Source organism: Pseudoalteromonas nanhaiensis, from assembly GCF_051235485.1.
In the GTDB taxonomy this organism is placed as follows: Bacteria; Pseudomonadota; Gammaproteobacteria; order Enterobacterales; family Alteromonadaceae; genus Pseudoalteromonas; species Pseudoalteromonas lipolytica_C.
In genome coordinates, this window is record NZ_JBPNYQ010000027.1 from 12,143 (window position 1) to 30,429 (window position 18,287).

General features: G+C 41.1%; 19 protein-coding genes. 8 read left to right on the plus strand and 11 right to left on the minus strand.

The window, feature by feature from the left end:
• Nucleotides 1-39 precede the first annotated feature (39 nt).
• From folE2 to ACSFVZ_RS17810, 4 genes are all read left to right on the plus strand, one after another.
• Nucleotides 40-960 (plus strand): GTP cyclohydrolase FolE2, encoded by a 921-nt coding sequence (gene folE2 / locus ACSFVZ_RS17795; RefSeq protein ID WP_235382779.1) that lies wholly within the window; start codon nucleotides 40-42, stop codon nucleotides 958-960.
• 81 nt (nucleotides 961-1,041) lie between these two features.
• Entirely contained in the window at nucleotides 1,042-1,635 is a 594-nt protein-coding gene (locus tag ACSFVZ_RS17800) for a DUF2726 domain-containing protein (protein ID WP_062564930.1), read from the plus strand.
• A 103-nt stretch (nucleotides 1,636-1,738) separates the two neighbouring features.
• The gene (gene mtnN / locus ACSFVZ_RS17805) at nucleotides 1,739-2,446 is read left to right on the plus strand and encodes a 5'-methylthioadenosine/S-adenosylhomocysteine nucleosidase (protein WP_054551291.1); all 708 of its coding nucleotides are present in this window, start codon (nucleotides 1,739-1,741) and stop codon (nucleotides 2,444-2,446) included.
• A gap of 1 nt (nucleotide 2,447) precedes the next feature.
• Nucleotides 2,448-3,398: a cobalamin biosynthesis protein CobD/CbiB gene (locus ACSFVZ_RS17810; protein ID WP_435559352.1), complete on the plus strand. Its 951-nt coding sequence runs from the start codon at nucleotides 2,448-2,450 to the stop codon at nucleotides 3,396-3,398.
• Nucleotides 3,399-3,456: 58 nt separating this feature from the next.
• On the opposite strand, the gene tyrS is transcribed toward ACSFVZ_RS17810, so the two are convergent.
• Nucleotides 3,457-4,656 (minus strand): tyrosine--tRNA ligase, encoded by a 1,200-nt coding sequence (tyrS, locus tag ACSFVZ_RS17815; RefSeq protein WP_135925836.1) that lies wholly within the window; start codon nucleotides 4,654-4,656, stop codon nucleotides 3,457-3,459.
• A 399-nt stretch (nucleotides 4,657-5,055) separates the two neighbouring features.
• Between tyrS and ACSFVZ_RS17820 the strand changes: the two genes are divergently transcribed.
• Nucleotides 5,056-6,372, plus strand: coding sequence for a peptidoglycan DD-metalloendopeptidase family protein (locus tag ACSFVZ_RS17820; RefSeq protein ID WP_135925837.1), 1,317 nt, complete (start codon nucleotides 5,056-5,058; stop codon nucleotides 6,370-6,372).
• Between the two features lie 163 nt (nucleotides 6,373-6,535).
• On the opposite strand, the gene ACSFVZ_RS17825 is transcribed toward ACSFVZ_RS17820, so the two are convergent.
• The 4 genes from ACSFVZ_RS17825 to ACSFVZ_RS17840 form a co-directional block, all read right to left on the minus strand.
• A complete protein-coding gene (locus ACSFVZ_RS17825; RefSeq protein ID WP_165385086.1) occupies nucleotides 6,536-6,712 on the minus strand; it encodes a hypothetical protein in 177 nt (58 codons plus the stop codon).
• A 115-nt stretch (nucleotides 6,713-6,827) separates the two neighbouring features.
• Entirely contained in the window at nucleotides 6,828-7,958 is a 1,131-nt protein-coding gene (locus ACSFVZ_RS17830; protein ID WP_135925838.1) for a sodium ion-translocating decarboxylase subunit beta, read from the minus strand.
• A 10-nt stretch (nucleotides 7,959-7,968) separates the two neighbouring features.
• Entirely contained in the window at nucleotides 7,969-9,741 is a 1,773-nt protein-coding gene (gene oadA, locus ACSFVZ_RS17835; RefSeq protein ID WP_138558651.1) for a sodium-extruding oxaloacetate decarboxylase subunit alpha, read from the minus strand.
• Between the two features lie 15 nt (nucleotides 9,742-9,756).
• The gene (locus tag ACSFVZ_RS17840; RefSeq protein WP_135925840.1) at nucleotides 9,757-10,005 is read right to left on the minus strand and encodes an OadG family protein; all 249 of its coding nucleotides are present in this window, start codon (nucleotides 10,003-10,005) and stop codon (nucleotides 9,757-9,759) included.
• 532 nt (nucleotides 10,006-10,537) lie between these two features.
• On the opposite strand from ACSFVZ_RS17840, the gene ACSFVZ_RS17845 reads away from it, so the two are divergent.
• Nucleotides 10,538-10,711 (plus strand): DUF1328 domain-containing protein, encoded by a 174-nt coding sequence (locus ACSFVZ_RS17845; RefSeq protein WP_064485886.1) that lies wholly within the window; start codon nucleotides 10,538-10,540, stop codon nucleotides 10,709-10,711.
• Between the two features lie 52 nt (nucleotides 10,712-10,763).
• Entirely contained in the window at nucleotides 10,764-10,955 is a 192-nt protein-coding gene (locus ACSFVZ_RS17850) for a hypothetical protein (RefSeq protein WP_135925841.1), read from the plus strand.
• 367 nt (nucleotides 10,956-11,322) lie between these two features.
• Here ACSFVZ_RS17850 and ACSFVZ_RS17855 read toward each other — a convergent pair whose 3' ends face one another.
• Entirely contained in the window at nucleotides 11,323-12,246 is a 924-nt protein-coding gene (locus tag ACSFVZ_RS17855) for a hypothetical protein (RefSeq protein WP_435559353.1), read from the minus strand.
• A gap of 124 nt (nucleotides 12,247-12,370) precedes the next feature.
• Here ACSFVZ_RS17855 and ACSFVZ_RS17860 point away from each other — a divergent pair, with 124 nt between their 5' ends.
• The gene (locus ACSFVZ_RS17860) at nucleotides 12,371-12,838 is read left to right on the plus strand and encodes a YcxB family protein (RefSeq protein ID WP_199526247.1); all 468 of its coding nucleotides are present in this window, start codon (nucleotides 12,371-12,373) and stop codon (nucleotides 12,836-12,838) included.
• Between the two features lie 26 nt (nucleotides 12,839-12,864).
• On the opposite strand, the gene csrA is transcribed toward ACSFVZ_RS17860, so the two are convergent.
• The 5 genes from csrA to ACSFVZ_RS17885 all read right to left on the minus strand — a co-directional run bounded on the left by csrA (nucleotide 12,865) and on the right by ACSFVZ_RS17885 (nucleotide 18,238).
• On the minus strand, nucleotides 12,865-13,056 hold the full coding sequence (csrA, locus tag ACSFVZ_RS17865) for a carbon storage regulator CsrA (RefSeq protein ID WP_036970495.1): 192 nt from the start codon (nucleotides 13,054-13,056) through the stop codon (nucleotides 12,865-12,867).
• Nucleotides 13,057-13,149: 93 nt separating this feature from the next.
• A complete protein-coding gene (locus ACSFVZ_RS17870; RefSeq protein ID WP_135925844.1) occupies nucleotides 13,150-14,367 on the minus strand; it encodes an aspartate kinase in 1,218 nt (405 codons plus the stop codon).
• Between the two features lie 6 nt (nucleotides 14,368-14,373).
• Complete coding sequence (gene alaS, locus ACSFVZ_RS17875) at nucleotides 14,374-16,974, minus strand: alanine--tRNA ligase (protein WP_135925845.1); 2,601 nt, start codon at nucleotides 16,972-16,974, stop codon at nucleotides 14,374-14,376.
• A 17-nt stretch (nucleotides 16,975-16,991) separates the two neighbouring features.
• A complete protein-coding gene (locus ACSFVZ_RS17880; protein WP_135925846.1) occupies nucleotides 16,992-17,444 on the minus strand; it encodes a regulatory protein RecX in 453 nt (150 codons plus the stop codon).
• Nucleotides 17,444-18,238 carry a BPSS1780 family membrane protein gene (locus tag ACSFVZ_RS17885; RefSeq protein WP_435559354.1) on the minus strand — a complete coding sequence of 265 codons (795 nt, stop codon included), beginning with the start codon at nucleotides 18,236-18,238 and terminating at the stop codon, nucleotides 17,444-17,446. The genes ACSFVZ_RS17880 and ACSFVZ_RS17885 overlap by 1 nt, the downstream gene beginning before the upstream one ends.
• Nucleotides 18,239-18,287: the final 49 nt, after the last annotated feature.

Here is an 18,287-nt window from a genome sequence, read left to right on the forward strand (position 1 = left end):
AATATCGCGCTTTATTAATTGCAAAGAATGAGTATTACCATGCAAACCACAATGCCAGATATTGCTGATACGGCCCCAGCGTTAAAAACGGGTAAGTTAGACTGGGTTGGCATGGGTGAAATTGAACTACCTTTCATTTTTGAAACTCGTAACCAAGCCCCAGTAAATGTAATTGCTAAAGCACGCGCCTTTGTTAATTTACATAAAGAAGATGCCAAAGGCATTCATATGTCGCGTTTATTTTTGGCGCTTGATACCTTATCAACCGAGCAACAAGTTAATCCCCAAACCCTTGCTCAAGCACTTGATGCCTTTATCAGTAGTCATGATGACCTAAGTGACAAAGCACAGATCGAGTTTAAATTTGAGTTGCCTTTGCGCCGCAAATCACTATTAAGTGGTAAAGTGGGCTGGAAAAACTACCCTATCCACTTAATCGCTAAAATAAACCAAGGTGTATTAAGCTTTGAATTAATGGTTGATGTGACCTACTCGTCAACATGCCCATGCTCAGCAGCCCTTGCACGACAATTAATTCAAAATGCATTTAGCGAAAAGTTTGCAGAGCAAGATATTGATAAGCAGACTGTTTTAGAATGGCTGGGCACAACGGATGGAATTGTGGCTACACCACACTCACAGCGCTCAATTGCAAACGTCAAAGTAAAGCTCGACAGCGAAATTGATAGTTTTGATGTGGTTGGCTTGATTGATGCTTTAGAAGCAGAGCTTAAAACGCCTGTGCAAGCAGCCGTTAAACGTGAAGACGAGCAAGAGTTTGCCCGCTTAAATGGTCAAAACCTAATGTTCTGCGAAGACGCTGCACGTAAAATTAAAGGCTTACTCGAAGAGCAAAATTACGCTGATTACTGGCTACAAATAAATCACTACGAATCACTTCATGCCCACGATGCAGTGGCAATTGCTGTTAAAGGAATTGTTGGCGGCTACACAGCTTAAAAAATTCAGGTGACTCCGCACACTTAGGCACACTAATTGCTAATTATTTTGAGTGTCAATTTGTTGTTGTGGAGTTACCATATGGAATTCGCTTTATTATCAATTTTAGTTTTAGTCGTAGTAGCCTCTGTTGTTGCGTCAAAGTTTACCGATGAAGGCGGAAACCCTTATCCTTTCACTCGTAAGCAAACTGTTTTTACGCAAGTTGAGAGTGCTTTTTTACATCTTCTAGAACGTGCTGTAGGCGACCAATATAAAATCGTCAGCCGCGTTAAACTCATTGATTTAATCGACTGCAAGCAAGGCTTATCTGTCAAAGCAAAACGTGCTGCGATGGCTAAAGCCAAAAACAAACAGTTAGATTACGTACTTATCGACAAAGACAAACTTACCATTGTTGCCGCGGTTGATTTAGTAAATAACACCAACCGCGACGGCCATAAAGCACAACGTGATTGGTTTGTTAGTGGCGCATTAGAAGCGGCGGGCATCCCGCATATTCGCATGAAGGTAAAATCAGGCTATCAACCAAGAGAAGTACGTGATGCAATCATGTTTAAACTTGGTAAACCTGCAGCAGCGCCTGCAAGACCTGCACGCAACCGCATTACTAAACCTGCGGTATTATCACCATCACAAGCAAAAGCACACTCAACGGCGCTTGCAGAAATATAACCTGTCATAATATTGGCAAAAGCAGACTTTAAGGTCTGCTTTTTTGTTTGTTTCGGGCATTTTTAGGTATAATCATCCTATTCAATCTAAGGAATCAAATATTATGCACGTTGGTATTATTGGCGCGATGGAGCCAGAAGTAAAAATCTTACGCGAAGCAATGGTAAACCCAAGCATCATGACTAAAGCTGGTTTTACCTTTTACACTGGTGAATTAGCGGGTAACACAGTTACTTTAGTTCAATCTGGTATTGGTAAAGTAGCTTCTGCAGTAGCAACAACACTACTAATCGACAACTTCAGCCCAGATTGTGTGATCAACACAGGTTCTGCAGGTGGTTTTGAGCCATCGCTAAATGTAGGCGATGTGGTTATTTCTTCAGAAGTTCGTCACCACGATGTAGACGTAACTGCATTCGGTTACGAAATCGGTCAAGTACCACAAATGCCAGCTGGCTTTGCTGCGCACCCTAAACTGATTGAAGCGGCAGAGCAAAGCGTAAGTCAAATCAGCGATGTTAAAACCATGATTGGCCTAATTTGTACTGGTGATTCATTCATGTGTGACCCGGTACGAATTGAAAAAACACGTGCTGAATTCCCAACTATGCTTGCAGTAGAGATGGAAGGTGCAGCAATTGCACAAGCTTGTCATGTGCTAGAAACACCATTTGTTGTTATTCGTTCAATGTCTGACATTGCTGGCAAAGAGTCGCCGCAATCATTTGAAGAGTATATCGAAACTGCATCTATCAACTCATCTAAAATGGTTGTTGCTCTTTTAGAGAAGCTAACATCGGTGAGTTTATAAGGTGATTGCAAATATTGTTCAAAACCATTTGGACATTATTGTATTTTTTGTAGCGCTCTTAGCTGAGCGCTTTTTTCCTTTGGTTAGTTGGTATCATCCTAATACCTTTTTAACCGTTATTTTCTCTGCGCTTAGCGAGCGTTTATACAACCCAACGAACCCCAAAAGCTATCAATATTTAGCCTCAACCTTAGCTTTTACTCTCACCATTTTAGTGATAGTGACACTGGTTGTACTTTTTTTAGAATTTGCTTTTTATCCTGAGCTATTAAACGGCTTAATTTTGTATTTATTACTAAGTAGTCGTGCCCAAGAGAAAAAATCACTGCGGATAGCAAGATTAGTTAAGCTAAATCAAAAAGCGACAGCAAGAGAGCTACTTACAAGCCTTGTTGCTCGTGATGTTTCACGTTTATCGGCTCCTGGAATTTGTAAAGCCACCATGGAGTCACTGGTGCTGCAAAGTGCGCGGCATTATTTTGCCGTTATTTTCTTTTATATAATTGGCGGCGCTATCTTTGCTTTGGTTTATCGCTTACTCACTTTAATACATCAAGCATGGCGTAAGAATCGTAAGCCAAATAACCCGTTTTTAACGACCATAGCTAAACTACTGTTTGTATTAGAGTGGTTACCCATTCGATTATTGGCTTTAACGATTGCTGCAAGCAATGCCAGCAAGCAGAGTATTCATTATATTAAGCACTATGGAAGACACTTTTATCAAACTAATACAGGCTGGCTATTAAGTGTGACCTCTGCGGCATTACAAGTGCAATTAGGCGGTCCGGCGCTATATCAAGAAGAGCGATTTAATAAGATGCGTGTAGGTACCGACCGTTTACCAAATGCTGATGATATTGCCGCTTTAGTGAATCGTTTAAACCAAGCGAAAGCATTTTGGTTACTGCTGATAGTCGGGATTGAAGTAATTAGCCTATTCACAAACTAATCAAAATATAAGCACAAAAAAACCAGCCGTAGCTGGTTTTTTATTTCTATTAGCTTGATTAAGCTAAGGTGATTTTAGCAAACTTACGCTTACCTACTTGGTAAATCTGAGTTGTGCCTTTTGCAACTTCAAGCTTAGTATCCGTTACTTTTTCTTCACCATTTAATTTAACTGCACCTTGCTTGATCATACGCATCGCTTCTGAGGTACTTGCAACAAGATTAGCTTCTTTTAGTAAGTTAGTGATAAACACAGTGTCTTCAGCGATAGTAACTGTCACTTCAGGGATCTCATCTGGTAATGCATTCTTTTGGAAACGCTTGATGAAATCTTGATGAGCACCTTCGGCTGCTTCTTCACTGTGGAAACGTGCAATCAGTTCTTTCGCTAATTCAATCTTGATGTCGCGCGGGTTTGCACCATCAGCAACACGCTGCTTAAGAGCTGCAATTTCTTCGATTGATAATGCACTTAATAAGTCATAGTAACGCCACATTAGCTCATCGCTAATAGACATCACTTTACCAAACATATCGTTCGGCTCATCAGTAATACCAATATAGTTACCTAATGACTTAGACATCTTTTGAACGCCATCGGTACCTTCAAGCAGTGGCATCATAAGCACTGTTTGTGGCTTTTGGCCTTCGTCTTTTTGTAGTTCACGACCCATTAGTAAGTTAAAGCGTTGGTCTGTACCGCCAAGCTCAACGTCAGCTTCTAATGCAACTGAGTCCCAACCTTGTACCAGTGGATATAAAAATTCGTGGATAGCAATTGATTGACCATTGGCATAACGCTTTTTAAAGTCATCACGTTCTAGCATACGTGCTACTGTTTGACGCGCAGCCAGTTTAATCATACCTGCCGCACCTAAGTTCTCCATCCAAGTAGAGTTGAATGCAACAGTTGTTTTAGCAGGATCGAGGATCTTAAATACTTGCTCTTTATATGTTTCAGCGTTGGCTAAAACATCTTCACGAGTTAACGGTTTACGTGTTACGTTTTTACCCGTTGGATCACCAATCATACCGGTGAAATCACCGATTAAGAAAATCACTTCGTGACCTAGGTCTTGGAAGGTTTTCATTTTGTTGATAAGAACTGTATGACCTAAATGCAGATCAGGCGCAGTTGGATCGAAACCCGCTTTGATCTTAAGTTTCTTACCTGACTTTAGTTTTTCAACTAATTCGTCTTCAATTAATATCTCTTCTGCACCGCGTTTTATCTCAGCTAGAGCGGTTTGTAAATCCACTGTGTATTACTCCAAAAATTCAGCTACCGGGGCGTGGTGGCCTGTCAGGGTTATAATTATAGAGCTAAAAACTTTAAAATTTAGCTAGTTAGCATCAAAAGAGTGACACTAAAAAAAAGCCTAACTTAAATAGTTTAAGAAACAGCCCTGCAGGCAGCGCGCATGATTGTTCTTTATACCGCGTTATTGCATTTTATTGAAGGTACTTTAGTTAACTAACAGCAAATTAGTTTAACTGACGACACATGCTGCAAATTCAACCAAAAAAGTTTAACGCGCAGGCCAATTCTAGCGCAAATTAGCGCCAGTTTAAATCTACAAAACACTGGTATTTGCGCTATTTTAGGTATATCCTGCAATATTAGTAATTAATTTTCTTGACAGCAGAAAAGGCACGTTATGGTTCATGTAGTGCACAAACTCCCCAAAAAACACAAACTGCTCATTCTAGGTTTGGTTTCTGCTATTGCCGGCTTGGCACTTTTGCCTTCTGAAAAAGCCACCGCCTCAAAGGATAACAGTGCAAACGCACTTGAAATTGGTAAACGCTACGAATTACAAGTTAAAGTTGATGATAACGAAAAACTAACTGAACTAAATTCGGAGCAAGCAGCAGCAAAACTTCCAGAATATGAGCTTGTTGATCATGAAGTTCGCAATGGCGATAATTTAGCTCTTATTTTTAAGCGCGCGGGCTTCTCAGCGCAAACTCTGCACAAACTAGTTAACACAAACGCTGAAACGCGCAAGTTAACAAAAATTCATCCGGGTGAAATTTTAAGTTTTGCAACCGCCGAAGATGGCTCATTAGCGCAGCTTCGTTATGTAATTTCAAAAACAGATACCTTATACGTTACATTAAATGACGAAGGTAACTACGATACATCAATCGACAGCAAAGAAATTGAAACCCTCAGCAAGTCTGCCGGTGGTGAAATCAGCAACAGCTTCTGGACATCGGGTATTGCCGCAGGTTTAAGCGAGCGCCAAATAATGAACTTTGCCGATATTTTTGGTTGGGATGTCGACTTTGCAAATGATATTCGTAAGGGTGACCAATTCGGTCTAATCTACGAAACCCACTATGTTGATGGTGAATACATTGGTGATGGCAAAATCATTGCTGCAGAATTCATAAACCAAGGTGAACGTTATACAGCGATTCGCCATACTGATGGTAACTTCTATACGCCTGAAGGCCGTAGTATGAAAAAAGCTTTCTTACGCGCGCCTGTTAACTTTAAGTATATTAGCTCAAGCTTCAACCCTCGCCGTTTACACCCTGTAACTAAAACTGTTAAGCCGCATAATGGTATTGATTATGCTGCTCGCACAGGTACACCGGTAGTTTCATCGGGTAATGGTAAAGTGATTAAAGCGGGTTACAGCAAATACAATGGTAACTACGTATTTATTAGCCACGGCACTCAATATGTAACTAAATACCTTCACTTGAACAAACGTCTGGTAAAAACAGGTCAAAAAGTGAAGCAGGGGCAAAAAATTGGTACGGTTGGTGCGACTGGCCGTGTAACTGGCCCACACTTACACTATGAATTCTTAGTAAACGGTGTACACCGTAATCCGAAAACGGTCAAACTACCTAAATCAGAGCCTTTACCGCGTGATGAGCTAGCTAAGTTTAAACCGATTGCTGATAACTTCTTAGCGCAATTACAACGTAACCGAGAGTTACAATTAGCGTTAAATAAGTAATTGAGTAAACATTAAAAAAGCCGCTTCAATGATGAAGCGGCTTTTTAGTGCCTGCCACAAAATCAGCCTTAATGACCTTTATTCTCTTCAATAATTGAAAGCAAGTATGAGCTTGCGCAGGCGCGATTCATGCCTGAAATAAAACACAACACAGAAGCTATTATTACCTTAATAAAACATAAATAAGTTGAATAATTAGCGAAATCATCACCAGTGGCCAAATGTACTTTGCGTATTTTGTAGCGCCATCAAGCCCCATTTTAGACTGATACTTTTCAAGTAGCGGTATTAGAATAACCAAGGCAACAAAAAGGCATAGTAAGATAATAAAGATATTCATGGTGGCTTCCTTACACAACTATCATTTAACTACAATTTCTTTAGGGTGACCCTAGTCTATAGGCAAAAAAAAGCGCAGTAAAATTACTGCGCCAGTCGGTTGGAAGTAAATCGACTTAGCCAACAATCGCTAACAAAATACCTGCTGCAACGGCACTTCCTAATACCCCTGCAACGTTTGGTCCCATAGCATGCATTAACAAGAAGTTATGCGGATTGCTTTCAAGACCTACTTTATTCACCACACGTGCTGCCATTGGTACCGCTGAAACACCCGCAGCGCCTACTAATGGGTTTATTGGCGATTTAGAGATCTTATTAAGACCTTTTGCCATAAACACCCCTGAAGCTGTACCAATCGCAAACGCTAATGCACCTAACACCAAAATACCGATAGTTTCTACCGTTAAGAACTTATCAGCAGCAAGCTTTGAACCTACCGCTAAGCCTAAGAAAATCGTGGTAATGTTGATGATTTCATTTTGTGCACTGTTACTTAAACGATCGACCACACCCGATTCGCGCATCAAGTTACCTAAGCAGAACATGCCTACAAGTGGTGTTGCAGCTGGTAAAAACAAGATAGTTAAACTAAGCACCATTAAAGGAAAAATAATCTTCTCTTTTTTCGATACAGTACGAAGTTGCGGCATTTGAATTTCGCGCTCTGCTTGCGTTGTTAGTGCACGCATAATTGGTGGCTGAATAATTGGCACTAGTGCCATATATGAATAAGCCGCTACTGCGATAGCCCCAAGTAAGTCTGGTGCCAATTTAGATGCTAAGAAAATAGCCGTTGGACCATCCGCACCACCAATAATGGCAATTGCCGATGCATCTTGTAGCGTAAATTCAAAGCCAGGAATAAAGTTAAGTAGAATTGCACCAAATAAAGTAGCAAAAATACCAAACTGCGCAGCTGCACCTAACAGCAACATACGCGGATTTGCTATCAAGGCACTAAAGTCTGTTAGCGCGCCAACCCCCATGAAGATCAGAAGTGGAAACACCCCAGAATCAATCCCTATGTGATACACATAATAAAGCAGTCCACCTGGTTCAGATAAGCCTGCAGCAGGAATATTCGTTAAGATCGCCCCGAAGCCTATTGGTAACAATAGTAAGGGTTCAAAATTACGAGCAATTGCTAGATATAACAATAAGCAACCAACCGCAATCATGATCAAGGCAGGAAAGGTAAAGTTAGCGATACCTGTTGCATGCCAGAGATTTAAAAGACCATCCATTCTCTGTCTCCTACGCCAGCGCTATCAATGCATCGCCAGTGGCAACAGAATCACCTTCGGCAACTAAAACTTCAGCAACCGTGCCGGTATGTGCAGCGCGAATTTCAGTTTCCATTTTCATCGCTTCCATAATGATAACTACATCACCTTGGTTTACTGTTTGGCCTGGCTTTACTTTCACTTTGAAAATATTACCCGCCAATGGCGCGTTTAAAGTTTCGCCAGCAGACGCTGAAGCAGACTGAGGAATTAACTCACTGTCTTTTAAAGTCACCTCTTTAAGCTCACCACCTTGTGCTACAACGACATCGTAAACTTTGCCATCAACTTTAACGCTGTATTGCTCAGCTTTTACTGAGTTTGCAGCAGCTGGTTTGCTTTCTGGCTTAGCAACTTCACCTGTAGGAATAGCTTCAAATGCATCAGGATTATTTCGGTTTTTAATAAACTTAAGACCAATTTGTGGAAATAATGCATAGGTAAGCACATCATCAATCACATCATCAGCAAGCTCTAAACCTTGCTCTTTAGCTTCTTTTAATAATTCAGCTTCTAGCTTCTCAAGTTCAGGTTCAAGTTTATCAGCAGGACGACAAGTAATTGCTTCTGCGCCATCTAGAACGCGTTCTTGTAGCTCTTTATTCATAGGTGCCGGCGTTGCACCGTACTCACCTTTAAGTACACCTGCGGTTTCTTTGGTAATCGTTTTATAGCGCTCACCAGTCAATACATTAAGTACCGCTTGAGTACCGACAATTTGAGACGTTGGAGTTACCAGTGGAATATAGCCTAAGTCTTCACGAACACGTGGGATCTCAAGCAATACTTGATCAAGCTTATCGGCAGCACCTTGCTCTTTAAGCTGGTTTTCCATGTTAGTCAACATACCACCTGGCACTTGTGCTAATAAGATACGGCCATCAACACCTTTTAGGCTACCTTCAAAAGCAGCATATTTTTTACGAACATCACGGAAGTACGCGGCAATTTCTTCTAGTTGGTTTAAATCTAGGCCGGTATCTCGCTCTGTGCCTTCAACAATCGACACGATTGTTTCTGTGGCGCTATGACCATAAGTCATACTCATAGACGAAATTGCGGTATCAAGCATATCGATACCTGCATCTATAGCTTTTTGGTAAGTTGCAGTACTTAATCCTGTCGTCGCGTGACACTGCATCGCGATAGGAATAGATACGGTTTCTTTTAAACCTTTGATTAACTGCTCACAATCATATGGCTTTAATAAACCAGCCATATCTTTAATACAAATAGAATGACAGCCTAGTTCTTCGAGCTGTTTCGCAAGTTTAAGCCACATATCAAGTGTGTGTACTGGGCTTACGGTGTACGAAATAGTACCTTGAGCGTGTGCGCCTACTTTAACCGCTGCTTTAATTGCAGTTTCAAGATTACGTACATCGTTCATAGCATCGAAAATTCGGAACACATCTACACCATTTTTATGGGCTCGTTCTACAAACTTTTCGACAACATCGTCTGCATAATGGCGGTAGCCTAAAAGGTTTTGTCCGCGCAATAGCATTTGCTGTTTAGTATTTGGCATTGCCGCTTTTAATTCGCGAATACGTTGCCAAGGATCTTCACCTAAATAACGGATACATGAGTCAAAGGTTGCTCCACCCCATGATTCAATAGACCAATAACCTGCATTATCAAGTTTTTCAGCCATGGGTAGCATGTCGTCTAAACGCATACGCGTGGCCAATAAAGACTGATGAGCGTCACGCAATACTAATTCTGTAAGTTTTAATTTAGCCATGTTTAAGCTGCCCCATTATTTTTGTTTATTTCGAAATTGTGCAATTGCAGCGCTGATCGCGGCAATATGTGCCTGAGGCACACCCTGTTGAGGTTGAATTTTTGCTGTTCGTGTTGGCTCTACACTTGTAGGATCATCGAATCGGCTTACAACTTTCGACATTAAAATAACCGCAGATATTAAAATGCTCAGAAAAACAAACACGCCAACCATGCCTGTTACCATTAAGCTGCCTGCAGTTGTGAGCAATTCACCAATATCCATACAACTCCCCTTCGATGATTAAAAATAAAAAATCATTTTTGTTAAATATTTATTCAGCAATAATAACAAACAAAAATAATTTGTATAGCCTATTGTAAATTGGTAAAACCAATTAAACTCAAAATAACATAGAGCACAACTAATTAACACCATACTATTTCAGCAATTAACCTTACGTTATAGATGATAAAAATAATGAATATAGCCATCAGTTATATTAAAACAAACCGACGAAAAGCAAGTTCTGTTCAAAAACCCTGCTTAACAAGGTGTTACAGTAACAACTCATGACAAAGTGCGAAATTGGTCTTACCAATAAAGACAAAGCTAAATATAAAATGAATTTAATTAATATGAAAAAATATCACTATGAATAAGTTACACGCTTGATCGTAAAAGTTACCAAAAGAATAACCATGCCCCGCCCACAAAAAACGCTAAGCAACTGAAATATAAAGATAATAATGATTGGCATAAAACTCGCTTTATTCAACTCGACCATTTGAAAAATTAATTAGGCAAGGAGACCACTATGTTACGCTGGACCATTACTTTTTTAGTTATTGCATTAATCGCTGCAGTGTTAGGTTTTGGCGGTATTGCTGGAGCCGCAGCAGGCATTGCTAAGATTATCTTTTTCATTTTTTTAGTATTGCTTGTTATTTCGTTAGTGTCAGGTGCTCTTAGAGGCAACGTACCTAAGTAAAGCAAGTTAAAATTTAATTAACCCTAATATTTAATTTACAAGGAATTTAGTTATGAAAAATTCAACTTTAAAAGCCGCTACTATCGCCCTATTTTCAGGTTTATTCATTATGGGTTGTGAAGACAACTCAGCAGAGGAAGCCGGTGAGCGTATAGATGAAGCAATCACTGATACACAAAATGCAGTTGAAGATGCATGTGAAGAAGTTAAAGAAGGTGTTAAAGCAGAAGAAACTAACTGCTAATATCACACCTTACGAAAAAAGCGGCCTAGTGCCGCTTTTTTGTTTTTTAAATGAGGTATGAGATCTGAGATAATCGTAGGAATGATTTTAACCGTGAATTTTTTGCTATAGCGTGAGTTTTTCGGCGTTAAAACGCCTCCTACAAGTCTTAACTTGGATTTAAAGTCTGATGACTTTATAAACCACCGCGCGAAATAAATTTCACGCCTACGCGAGCCTCAAGCTTGCTAACTTTACTCTTTCCCCTAGAGACTCGCTAACTTGTTGGGTTTATCTAATAGCTGACGGCTGAAAGCTGATGGCTCTGAGTGCGTTGGGTTTCACTCCGTTCTACCCAACCTACAAGCTGATGGCTAAGAGTACGCTTTCATTTACAAGACGTTGTGAGAGGCTTATTTGTCGTTACACTCGCTATATGCCACTGACCGTCGATAAAACTCACTTTTGCGACGTCACTTACGGCAAAATCACCGGGGACATTTAAGCGCGTTAAGTTACTCGCTAACTGTTGTGTACAGTATGGCCCTGTATCACCATGCATCACGAGCACTAGCTTATTGGTATGCTTTGCAAAATCGCTGATGGCATCTCGGTATACTTTAAAGGCATCACAATCGGCGCGCTGTGACTCACTGCAAGCGGATTTACTGGTTGGGTGGTAAATATCTGCCTGAAAGCCAAACACATAGGCCTTAGCATCCTGATGAACATGTGCTTGCTTTAGCCAAATGAGATTGTACTTATCACGCATATCGGCGGCATCCAGTGCTGCGTTTTTATCACTTTTTAAGATTTGCGAGCGACCATTAAAGGTGCCCGGGATATGCAAGGTACGAAACTCAATGCCATTAAATTGCCATCGGGCATTTTCTGGCATCTCAGCTTGTGTCGCATAACCCTGTAGCCGCTTTGCTTTTTGTGTATAAGCTTCGTCGAACATTAAGCCTTTTATAAAACTTAGCCGCTCAAGCTCATCAAAACGCACAGATAGCTTTTCTCGGTCGCAATCGGTCCATTCATTATCACCAGGGGTGTAAATGAAAGGCTGTGTAGTCAACGATGTTAGTAACACCTTGTTAGTTTGCAAAAGCTTATTCGTGCATGCAAGTGAGCCCGATTTCATATCGCCCAAGTGCATCAAAAATTCATGAGGTGTCGCTGCGATTGCCTTGGCAATTTTTCCGCCTTCTGCGAGATTAATTTCATCTATCGGGGTGTATGGCATATCGCCCATAACCAAAAAAGTATTTGTAGTCATTGCAAGTGCTAACGACATTGAACTAACAAACATATAGCTTACACCTTTAAAATACACATACCTTAAGCTCTCACAATGACAACTAAATGAAAACCAACTGCGGCAGATTTTTTTTATCAATGTTAAACTGCTATCAGCAAATTAAGTGAGTCCACGAATGACATTAACTACAACTTACACATTAGATAAACCGTATTACTACGAGTGCTTTGATGAGTCTTTACCCTACTCATCTCAGGCTAAACCTAAATATCCTCTGTTAGCATTGCTCATAACATTAGGCCTACTAGCCTTTTACCAGTTAGAAAACCATTATTTAGGTAGTTTTATGATAATGCTTGCCGTAGTGGAGTGCTTATCGTTTTATTATAAACGTCCATGGTGGGTGGCCAGACAAATGATGAGTCGTGCTTCAGGTAGTGAAGTAACTATCGTGTTTGATGATGAAGGTGTTAAAGCCGAAAACCCCTATAAACACTATCAACTAACATGGCAACAAATCACAGACATAATTGAGACTGAGCGAGGCTATATTTTGAAAGCTAGTCGAGGTATGCAATACCTGTCTAAAAAAGCGCTAAATGAAGAGATTATTGCAGAACTAAATAAAAGAGCCACTCAATGAGTGGCTCTTAAAATATCTTTCGCTGATTAAACGTTGCCCGGATTTGGGTTAGATTTCTCTGCTTGGATGCGCATGTAGATTTCTTCACGATGTACTGATACATCTTTAGGCGCATTAACACCAATGCGAACTTGATTTCCTTTAACACCAAGAACAGTAACTGTAACTTCGTCACCGATCATAAGGGTTTCACCTACTCTACGAGTTAGTATTAGCATTCTCTTGCTCCCATATTCCAAAAAATTAAAAGATTCCGCGTCAAAAACATTCTAATGAAATCTAGACTTAAAAGTAAGTAAAAACTCTAAATCTTATTCATTTTCAGTTAAAAAAACTTTGTGCAGCGCACGTACTGCCAGCTCTAAATATTTTTCGTCTATTAGAACTGAAATCTTAATTTCAGATGTCGACACCAAAATGACTTTGATGTTTTCTTCGGCAAGCGCATTAAAAAATAAACTTGCTACTCCAGAGTGTGACTTCATCCCCACTCCTACTGCTGACACCTTAGCAACATTGCTTATTCCTTTAATAGAATCTGCGCCAAGCGCAGCCTGATTTAAGGTTAAAACTTCCAATGCTTGTTCATAATCATTGGTGTGCACAGTAAAAGCATAGTCTATTTTTTCAAAGTTATGATTAACTTGATTAATCATATCAATTTCGATACCAAACTCTGCAAAAAGTTTCGTAATTTTAGCCAGGTTTTCAATCCCATATTGCATTTGATTGATATAAATCAAACTTTCATCACGATTGAAAGCAATACCTGACACAATATTTGCTTGCACTTCCGGTTCCTCAAAACTGATCAAGGTCCCTTGATCTGGGTTAAAACTCGATAGTACTCTGAGCGGTATATTGTATTTTCCTGCCGCTTCTACACTACGAATATGCAATACCTTAGCACCTAAACTCGCCATTTCGAGCATTTCTTCAAAAGTAACATGGCTCATTCGACGAGCATTTGGTTCAATACGCGGATCAGTTGTATATACGCCATCAACATCGGTATAGATCTGACATTCGTCAGCATTAATCGCTCCCGCAATCTCAACTGCTGAAGTATCAGTACCACCTCGGCCAAGTGTGGTGATATTACCTTCGATATCTCGGCCCTGAAAGCCTGCAATTATAGCAATACGGTTGTGCTCAAGCTCATGCTTTAAACGAGTCGCTGCAACCTCTTCAATACGCGCTTTACCAAACATATTGTCGGTGCGAATGTTGACCTGATCAGCCAGCAAACTTACCGCTGAGTGGCCACGTTTAATAATAGCCATTGCCAGTAAAGAAACAGACACTTGCTCACCTGTGGTAAGCAGTACATCAAGCTCACGGGCGCTTGGTCGAGAATCGATTTGTTTAGCGAGTTGAATAAGACGGTTAGTTTCTCCCGACATTGCCGAGAGCACCACCACAACTTGATGGCCTTGCTGCTTGGTTTTTACAACAAGGTCAGCGACGGCCTCAATTCGCTCAATTGAGCCAACTGAGGTGCCACCGAATTTTTGGACGATAAGTGCCACTAGTGGTTAAGAACGCTCAGATAACCAACCAGTTACACTTTCTAAGGCTGTAGCTAGGTTCTCTGGCTGAGTACCACCAGCTTGTGCCATATCAGGACGACCACCGCCCTTACCGCCTACTTGTGCAGCCATGTGGTTTACAAGCTCACCGGCTTTCACTTTACCTGTTAGGTCTTTAGTTACACCTGCAATTAGGCTTACTTTATCGCCATTAGCTACACCAAGGGCAATAACACCTGAACCAATCTTCGTTTTCAGGTCATCAACCATGCCACGTAGTGCTTTAGACTCAGTACCAGCAACATCAGCAACCAGTAGTTTAATACCGTTCACTTCAACAACAGAGTCAAGTAACGATGCACCTGCCGCACTTGCTAGCTTGTCGTTAAGCTGTGCAATTTGCTTCTCAAGGCCTTTTGATTTCTCAAGTAACGCAGTTACTTTTTCAAGTACTGTGCTGCTATCACCTTTTACTAGCGCTGCAACATCGTTTAGTTGTTGCTCTTGCTCACTTACATAAGCAACAGCTTCAGCACCTGTTACTGCTTCAATACGGCGGATACCGGCAGCGATACCGCTTTCTGATACGATTTTAAATAAACCGATATCACCTGCACGCTTAACGTGAGTACCACCACATAACTCGATTGAGTAATCACCAATGGTTACTACGCGAACTTCGTCGTCGTATTTTTCACCGAATAATGCCATTGCACCTTTTGCTTTTGCATCTTCGATAGCCATTAGCTCAGTTTCAAGCGCAAAGTTACGACGGATTTCATCGTTCACTGCGCGCTCAATTTGACGTAATTCGTCTTTTGTAACTGCTTCAAAGTGTGAGAAGTCAAAACGTAAACGCTCTGGGTCAACAAGTGAACCTTTTTGATTTACGTGCTCACCTAAAATTTGACGTAACGTTTCGTGTAAAATGTGTGTTGCAGTGTGGTTTTTCTTGATGCTATCGCGACGTGCTGCATCAATGGTTGCCTCTGCTTTATCGTTTGTACCAATGCGGCCTTGTACACGACCATGGTGCGCAAATGCATTACCAAGCTTAGTGGTGTTAGTAACGACAAACTCACCGCCAGCAACTTTTAACACACCGGTATCACCAACCTGACCACCTGATTCAGCATAGAACGGTGTGCGGTCAAGGATTGCGATACCTTCTTGACCATCTTCAAGTACAGAAACAGATTGACCTTCATGGAAAAGCTCAACCACTGTGCCTGTGTAATGCTCTGCATCGTAACCTTTAAAGTCTGTGTGTTTTTCAGACTTAAGTTGTTGGTTGTAATCAGCACCAAACTTACCAGCTTGCTGTGCTTGCTTACGTTGCACTGCCATGCACTCTTGGAAACCGTGCTCATCAATGGTCATAAAACGCTCACGCGCCACGTCTGCCGTTAAATCAGCAGGGAAACCATAAGTGTCGTAAAGCTTGAATACTAAATCACCCGGGATCACATCACCTTTGATGTCTGCTAGGCTTTCTTCAAGAATTGCCAGACCACGCTCAAGTGTTTTACCAAACTGCTCTTCTTCAATACGTAGTACTTTTTCGATAATTTCTTGTTGCTTAGCAAGCTCTGGGTACGCTTGACCCATTTGCTCAATTAACGCAGCAACTAGCTTATAGAAGAATGCGCCTTTCGCGCCTAACTTGTTACCGTGACGAACCGCACGACGAATAATACGACGTAGTACATAACCACGGCCTTCATTAGATGGCATAACGCCGTCAGATACTAAGAATGCACACGAACGAATGTGGTCAGCCACAACGCGTAACGATTTATCATCTAAGTCTTGTGCGTTAGTCACTTTAGCCGCAGCTGCAATGAGTGCTTGGAATAAATCGATTTCGTAGTTTGAGTGCACGCCTTGTAAAATCGCAGAGATACGCTCAAGACCCATACCTGTATCAACAGACTGCTTAGGAAGCGGCTCCATTGTACCGTCGGCATGGCGGTTAAACTGCATGAATACTAGGTTCCAGATCTCAATGAAACGGTCACCGTCTTCTTCTGGTGAACCCGGAGGACCACCCCAAATGTGCTCACCGTGATCGTAAAATATCTCAGAACATGGACCACACGGACCCGTATCACCCATTGACCAGAAGTTATCGCTAGTTGCAATGCGAATAATGCGGTCTTCACTCAGACCTACTTCCTTATGCCAAATGTTGAAAGCATCTTCGTCATCGTGATAGATGGTAACAAGTAGCTTTTCTTGCGGAAGTTTTACAACTTCAGTTAAAAATTCCCAAGCAAACTTAATTGCGTCTTGCTTGAAATAATCACCAAAGCTGAAGTTACCTAACATTTCAAAGAATGTATGGTGACGTGCAGTGTAACCTACGTTTTCAAGGTCATTATGTTTACCACCGGCACGCACACAACGTTGTGAGCTGGTTGCACGTGAATAAGGGCGGCTTTCCGCACCTAAAAATACATCTTTAAATTGCACCATACCGGCATTATTGAATAATAACGTGGCATCGTTACCCGGGATCAGCGAGCTTGAAGGAACAATTTGGTGTTGTTTAGAGGCAAAAAAGTCTAAGAACTGTTGCCTGATCTGTGCGGTAGTCATATGCTGCATGTGAAAATCTCACCCGTTTATTGCTGTGCTTGCATTGCAAAATCAATTTGTTCGTAATTAAAGCCTCGATACATCAAGTAGCGAACACGTTTCGCTTTTTCTTTCTGGTCGAGTTCTTTACCTGAATTTGAAAACTTCTTTAAATATGCGTCCTGTGCGAGTTCAAACCAATCGATTTCGAACTCTTCGAGCGTCTTATCTAATAATGCTCGGTCTATCCCTTTTGCCATCGCTTCGCTCTGAATGCGTTTTGCACCATGATACTTTGCTAAATGGCGGCGTACAAACCCTTCACAATAGCGCTGCTCGTTAATAAAGTTGTGTGACTCACACCAATCTAACAAACGCTCTGTGAACTCTGGCGTCGCCTCTTTTTGCTGTAACTTTCGGGTTAGATCCCGACGCGAATAATCTTGTCGAGATAGTAACCAAAGTACGTAATTCTTTAACTTTTGTTCTTTATCATCCATTACGCGTCAAAACGTCCTGATTGCGACGGTGATTCAGGCGCATTAGCTTGGTCATCACTTTTTGGTACAACCGGCATAAAAATAGCCTGAAATGACACGAAGAAACTAATGTAACAAATTGGCATTAAAACCAATAGAGGAATAAACGATAAAGGAATACAGATCACCATTAACACGGCACAAATAAGGCCATACACACTCAGTGGTGCCATATTTTTATAAAATACCATAAAAGAGGTTTTTAACACCGCAAACATGTTGCTTTGCTTTTGAAAGTAGACCAAAGGTACTGCGTAGGCAAAAGCCGTTAAATACACACAGATAGCCAATAAAAATACCGCAACTTGCCCCATAGAAATGGTCGCTAATAAATCAGCCAAATGAGCTTGATTTTGAGGGTCAAAAGTCTGACTCGAGATAACCGCGTAAGCATCTGCAAAGATAAAATTAGACAGTAATGCCAATAAAATACCCGCCGCCATCTGATACACCGCGACTCGCACTAAACCAATACGGTTTCCTTTGTTGCTAAATGGCTTAAAAATATCAACTTGGCTGATAGTCCCACCTTGTTGTTTTGTGAGCACAGCTTGATAAAACCCCGCCATTAAAAACGGCGTCACAAACGCACCAACAACTTGCAATAGAGGCAGTACTAGCGCCAAAAAGCTAATTACCACTATTAGCAGATGCATTAAGATAAAAGTAAACGGTTGCAGCTTAAAGATTTCCCAGCCTGCTTTAAACCACTTTACGCCTGCACCAGCTTTAAAAACACGAACTTCGATTGACATAATTTCTCATTCAATAACGACAAAACGCACCGAGTATAACTGGGTGCGC

Excerpts from the sequence above, each read along its gene's own strand:
- ACSFVZ_RS17830 (WP_135925838.1), bottom strand. The coding sequence starts at position 7,958 with ATGGATGGTCTTTTAAATCTCTGGCATGCAACAGGTATCGCTAACTTT.
- oadA (WP_138558651.1), bottom strand. The coding sequence starts at position 9,741 with ATGGCTAAATTAAAACTTACAGAATTAGTATTGCGTGACGCTCATCAG.
- folE2 (WP_235382779.1), top strand. The coding sequence starts at position 40 with ATGCAAACCACAATGCCAGATATTGCTGATACGGCCCCAGCGTTAAAA.
- ACSFVZ_RS17880 (WP_135925846.1), bottom strand. The coding sequence starts at position 17,444 with ATGGATGATAAAGAACAAAAGTTAAAGAATTACGTACTTTGGTTACTA.
- ACSFVZ_RS17820 (WP_135925837.1), top strand. The coding sequence starts at position 5,056 with ATGGTTCATGTAGTGCACAAACTCCCCAAAAAACACAAACTGCTCATT.
- ACSFVZ_RS17860 (WP_199526247.1), top strand. The coding sequence starts at position 12,371 with ATGACATTAACTACAACTTACACATTAGATAAACCGTATTACTACGAG.
- alaS (WP_135925845.1), bottom strand. The coding sequence starts at position 16,974 with ATGCAGCATATGACTACCGCACAGATCAGGCAACAGTTCTTAGACTTT.
- ACSFVZ_RS17800 (WP_062564930.1), top strand. The coding sequence starts at position 1,042 with ATGGAATTCGCTTTATTATCAATTTTAGTTTTAGTCGTAGTAGCCTCT.
- csrA (WP_036970495.1), bottom strand. The coding sequence starts at position 13,056 with ATGCTAATACTAACTCGTAGAGTAGGTGAAACCCTTATGATCGGTGAC.
- mtnN (WP_054551291.1), top strand. The coding sequence starts at position 1,739 with ATGCACGTTGGTATTATTGGCGCGATGGAGCCAGAAGTAAAAATCTTA.
- ACSFVZ_RS17885 (WP_435559354.1), bottom strand. The coding sequence starts at position 18,238 with ATGTCAATCGAAGTTCGTGTTTTTAAAGCTGGTGCAGGCGTAAAGTGG.
- ACSFVZ_RS17840 (WP_135925840.1), bottom strand. The coding sequence starts at position 10,005 with ATGGATATTGGTGAATTGCTCACAACTGCAGGCAGCTTAATGGTAACA.
- ACSFVZ_RS17845 (WP_064485886.1), top strand. The coding sequence starts at position 10,538 with ATGTTACGCTGGACCATTACTTTTTTAGTTATTGCATTAATCGCTGCA.
- ACSFVZ_RS17855 (WP_435559353.1), bottom strand. The coding sequence starts at position 12,246 with ATGTTTGTTAGTTCAATGTCGTTAGCACTTGCAATGACTACAAATACT.
- ACSFVZ_RS17850 (WP_135925841.1), top strand. The coding sequence starts at position 10,764 with ATGAAAAATTCAACTTTAAAAGCCGCTACTATCGCCCTATTTTCAGGT.
- ACSFVZ_RS17825 (WP_165385086.1), bottom strand. The coding sequence starts at position 6,712 with ATGAATATCTTTATTATCTTACTATGCCTTTTTGTTGCCTTGGTTATT.